This window comes from Tepidibacillus decaturensis (assembly GCF_001561915.1).
Lineage (GTDB): Bacteria > Bacillota > Bacilli > Tepidibacillales > Tepidibacillaceae > Tepidibacillus_B > Tepidibacillus_B infernus.
In genome coordinates this window covers 350,146-354,581 of the sequence record NZ_LSKU01000001.1, presented here as the reverse complement: position 1 = coordinate 354,581, position 4,436 = coordinate 350,146, and the positions used below count along the sequence as shown (strand labels likewise).

At 34.4% G+C, this 4,436-nt stretch carries 6 protein-coding genes, 1 tRNA gene and 1 pseudogene; 4 read left to right on the top strand and 4 right to left on the bottom strand.

Annotated features, from left to right (window positions below):
• Nucleotides 1-263 (bottom strand): annotated as a pseudogene (locus U473_RS14700) (hypothetical protein); the annotation flags it as partial.
• A 286-nt stretch (nt 264-549) separates the two neighbouring features.
• On the opposite strand from U473_RS14700, the gene U473_RS01720 reads away from it, so the two are divergent.
• Nucleotides 550-1,689, top strand: a complete 1,140-nt coding sequence (locus U473_RS01720) for an NAD(P)/FAD-dependent oxidoreductase (RefSeq protein ID WP_068722773.1) — start codon at nt 550-552, stop codon at nt 1,687-1,689.
• A gap of 21 nt (nt 1,690-1,710) precedes the next feature.
• Nucleotides 1,711-2,127: a DUF1641 domain-containing protein gene (locus U473_RS01715; RefSeq protein WP_068722771.1), complete on the top strand. Its 417-nt coding sequence runs from the start codon at nt 1,711-1,713 to the stop codon at nt 2,125-2,127.
• 81 nt (nt 2,128-2,208) lie between these two features.
• Here the strand turns inward: U473_RS01715 and U473_RS01710 are convergent.
• Together U473_RS01710 and U473_RS01705 are read right to left on the bottom strand one after the other, a co-directional pair.
• A tRNA-Pro gene (locus U473_RS01710) sits at nt 2,209-2,285 on the bottom strand.
• 50 nt (nt 2,286-2,335) lie between these two features.
• Entirely contained in the window at nt 2,336-2,674 is a 339-nt protein-coding gene (locus U473_RS01705) for a YmaF family protein (RefSeq protein WP_068722769.1), read from the bottom strand.
• 157 nt (nt 2,675-2,831) lie between these two features.
• Between U473_RS01705 and U473_RS01700 the strand changes: the two genes are divergently transcribed.
• Complete coding sequence (locus U473_RS01700; RefSeq protein WP_068722766.1) at nt 2,832-3,017, top strand: hypothetical protein; 186 nt, start codon at nt 2,832-2,834, stop codon at nt 3,015-3,017.
• 270 nt (nt 3,018-3,287) lie between these two features.
• On the top strand, nt 3,288-3,542 hold the full coding sequence (locus U473_RS01695; protein WP_068722764.1) for a hypothetical protein: 255 nt from the start codon (nt 3,288-3,290) through the stop codon (nt 3,540-3,542).
• A 213-nt stretch (nt 3,543-3,755) separates the two neighbouring features.
• On the opposite strand, the gene U473_RS01690 is transcribed toward U473_RS01695, so the two are convergent.
• Nucleotides 3,756-4,184: an endonuclease domain-containing protein gene (locus U473_RS01690; RefSeq protein WP_068722762.1), complete on the bottom strand. Its 429-nt coding sequence runs from the start codon at nt 4,182-4,184 to the stop codon at nt 3,756-3,758.
• Nucleotides 4,185-4,436 lie beyond the last annotated feature (252 nt).

Here is a 4,436-nt window from a genome sequence, read left to right as displayed (position 1 = left end):
TTTAATCTTTTTTTTGACTTCATATATTCAAACGTATTCTTGCCTGTAGAATATAAACCCACTGCAATGACTCCATCATTTATTCCCTGTCTGATTGATTCGATAATTTGATGGTCTGCAAATAATAATGCATTCCCTATATTTAGCAAAACGATAAGCAATAGTGTAGTCCATGCTCTTAGCTTTTTAGGAATATGGATATAATCACTTAGAAATGGGGTTAAAGACATGGCTAAAGCTATAATAATACCCATTTCAATCATCATTCTTCCCCCTTCAGAAAACTAAAAAGATAGCTAATATATTATATGAAAATAATGTATTTTTTCTTATGTGATCACCCATCTATTTATTTTTTTCTCTCGCTCAGAAAAGAATGATTACTTATTAGTATTTATTAAAAAATCATTGGAAAAATAATCGAGACTTGTATAAAATATGAGTTAGAGACATACCGCCTAAGGTATCTTTGTTCCATGTTCAATATTGAACAAAGTTTGGCCTAGGCAATTCTCTTTATAGAACCAAAGTTAAGGGAGGGTAAAAAAAATGGCTAAAAACATTGTAATTCTTGGTGGTGGAACCGGTGGAACCATGGTTGCTAACCACTTGGCAAAAGGATTAAATCACGAAATTAAAAATGGTGAAGTTAAACTTACCATGATTACAGCAGAAGAGGATCATATCTATCAACCAGGTTATCTCTTCATTGCTTTTGGTTTGCAAAATCCTGAGCATTATGTAAAAAAACAGAAGGCTTTAGTACATCCAAATGTAAACCTTGTCATCGCTGATGCAACATTGATCGACAAAGATAAAAAAGTAATCAAAACAAACAAAGGTGACTTCACTTATGATTATTTAGTCATCGGTACAGGTGCAATTCCTCGTTTCGACTTAATTCCTGGCTTACCTGAAGCTGGTGATGACTTCTATACAATGGAGGGTGCTCTTAAACTAAGAGAAAAAATCACAAACTTCCAAGGTGGTAAGATCGTTATTACACTTGGCCAACCTCATAAATGCCCAGTTGCACCTATTGAATTGTATTTAATGTTACATGAATTCTTTGAAAAGAAAGGTATTCGAGAAAAGGTTGAGCTCGTTTATACCTATCCGCTTGAGGAAGTTCATCAGGCAGTTAAGGTTGCTAAATGGTTAAAACCTGAACTTGAAAAACGTAATATCCGTTATGTTACTCAATTCGTGCCTGCAAAAGTAGATCCAGAGAAAAAGGTTCTTACTTCCAAGGACGGAAAAGAAGAATCCTTTGATTTGTTAATTTCAATTCCACCTCATCGCGGAGCAAAAGTTATCTTCGATTCTAAACTTGGTAATGAAATGGGCTTTATTCCGACTAATCAATACACTTTAAAATCTGAAGTAGATCCTTCTATTTATGTAGTTGGAGACGCAACTGCAATCCAAATTAGTAAAGCTGGTTCTACAGCTCACTATGAGTCTGAATATGTTGCTAAAAATATTGAGCAAGAACTTCATGGTCAAACACCTACTCACTTCTATGATGGAAAAGTTTTCTGTTTTATCGAAGCAGGTCTAGAAGAAGGAACTTACATTAATATGGATTATAAAAATCCTCCAAATCCAGTTCCACCATCTGCTATGATCCATTGGTTTAAACATGCATTTAACGAAATGTATTGGATGACAGCTCGAGGACTATTATAGAAAGGAAAAGGGGTGTAAAAAATGAGTGTGACAATGGAAGAATGTAAGAATACGTTAGAATTAACTGAACAAGAATTAAATACCTTAAAAGAATTAGTACAAACAATTAATACCATGAAAGAGCAAAATGTATTAAAAGATTTATTAGATTTAGCTCACTTCATTTCCGGTGCAACAAGAGCATTTAACACAGGGGCAGTAATTAAAATGGCTAATATCGCCGGGACAGCAGTAGAAACTGGAGATAGAGTACTAGCTGATTTAGGTGGCATGGAAACGATTAATAAAGTGCTAGATGCCGTTGAACAGGCAAAAGAAGATATAAAACATGATACCTCTAAAGTTGGCTTTGGCTCATTGTTAAAGCTAATGAAAGATCCAGGTGTTCAAAATGGATTAAAGTTTATGCTTGCTGTTACAAAAAATTTATCTAAGTAATTCTAACCTATAAACGACAAAGAAGGCCTTACTTAGTATGATTTAAAGTAGGTCTTCTTCTTTTTTTATGAAAGCTCATAGTGGTCGGGATGACAGGATTTGAACCTGCGACCCCCACGTCCCGAACGTGGTGCTCTACCAAGCTGAGCCACATCCCGATCAATTGTGTACTATATATTTTAAAAATGTTAAGCACAATTTGTCAAGGTTAAAGATCGCCAGGCGCCGGTTGATCTACACCTCTAATACGATGCTTGTGTCCGACATTTTTTGTTGTATAGAAATCATAGTAATGAACATGCCTTCCACTGCCCACTGGAATGGCTGGACTAGAGTATGCTTCGTAATAATGTGTATGACCATTTTCAAACAAAACGTAACCTTCGACAGAATGGATATGTCCCCCATCACTAGTTAGTATTGGTGGTGAAGTAATATCTAGGCATTGATGAACATGATCTAATTCGATTGAAGTATAATCCACAGAACCATGGGTATGGTTTGGCACAAGACCTGGATAAGCATCATCTTTTCCTATTTTCTTCATTATTATCATCTCTCCTTTGTAGGTGTAAATCTCACAATACAAATACTATGTAAATGTCTAGCATTTGATTGTACTATAGCCTATTAAGGAGTAAATGTTTTGTAATATTTAAGTATGGTGGAGCATATCACACCTAGAAATTAAAGAGCTGATTTTTATGAAAAAAATAAATAGTACGGATATCTTATTTTTACTATTATTCATGACTACACTAAATGATATTGATTTTACGAATTGGTTAGATTACGTTGCTGTTGAGAGTTTCGCTGTTTGGATTGGAATGATGATCTACAAATTGAAGTTAATGAGGAGGAAAAAAGAAGGAATTAGAGGAGTTACGTAAAAAAACCGCCCTTATGATGATTAGGGGGCGGACATTTTCTTTTTGAGGAACAACAGCAATCATCCTTATAACTACAATAACTAAAACAGACAATAGGTTTTGTTTCAAACTTTGTTATTCTTTATTGCTTTATATGCTATAATTGTTAAAAATAAAATATTACAGTATTTGAGGAGAGCTTAAAATTGGATAATGAATAATCAAAGATTAAATAGCATAGAGAATGAAATGAAAAATATGAAATAAGAGATACAAGATATCAAATCCAACATGAACACCCAATTTGATACACTTGAAACAAAAGCATCTTATTTACAATCAGATGTTACAGATATTAAGGCCACTGTTCAACGTATCGAAGAAAGCAATCCAGAAGACGTTCATGCAATGCTTCAGACGATTAATAACAAGTTGGATCAGCGTGATGCAGACATCCAAGTTCTGAATAAACGAGTTTTTAATTATCGAAGGTTTAGATCTAAAAGCGAATTTGCTGATATTGGTTTTTTTCATGGTGGAGCATAGGGGGCTCGAACCCCTGACCTCTACACTGCCAGTGTGGTAATGCGTTATTTTAAGTGTTTTATTCATTGATGAAAATACTGATAAAGCCTACTTTCTTCTATAATATATGTTCATCTTAATCGTCTGTTATCAATCGTTTGCAACCATTTCGGTAGCATTTTGGGTTGCAATTTAGGTAAAAAAATCACCTGCCGAGTGACAGCGGATAGAATTCTAAACTAAAACCTCATCCTTGATCTCATCCTCAATAATTCTAATTACCCTCGGCAATGACTTATAGATCATCCACCCAGGAATTCTTATAACTTTCCATCCTTTTGAACGCAAGAACTTATCCTTCCTTTTATCACGTTCTTTAGCTTCTTTACTGGAATGAAATTGGTGACCATCACATTCAATAGCAATTTTATTTTGGGGCAATGCTATATCGATCCTATACTTACCCATAGGATATTGTGTAACTATATAATACCCACGTGAGGTTAACGCATCATATAAACGTCGTTCTATGGGAGATTCCGTTTTCAATCTCTCACCGTCTATTACTACTTCATTATTATTATCCTTCGATCTTGTTAGAAAAAAAACAAATGATAATACTGTTCCAATTATAAGAATGCCTGCACCAATTAAATCGCCCATTTTATACCACTCCTTTTGGAAATAGTATTGACGATTTAATGTAAACTAATCACAGAGGGTAAATAAAAAACCTTCTATCCCATTAGGAAAGAAGGATGGACTTTGGCTATGAAGCTGTATCGCTCCTTGGCTGAAGCTGCGCTTACGCTACAGCATATGCGTGAGGTGGCAAAAATATGCTAGTACGAGTAAAATTTTTTTTAAAAATTTATAGTGACAGGATTTTTATTCCATTTAATTGAATATTATAAA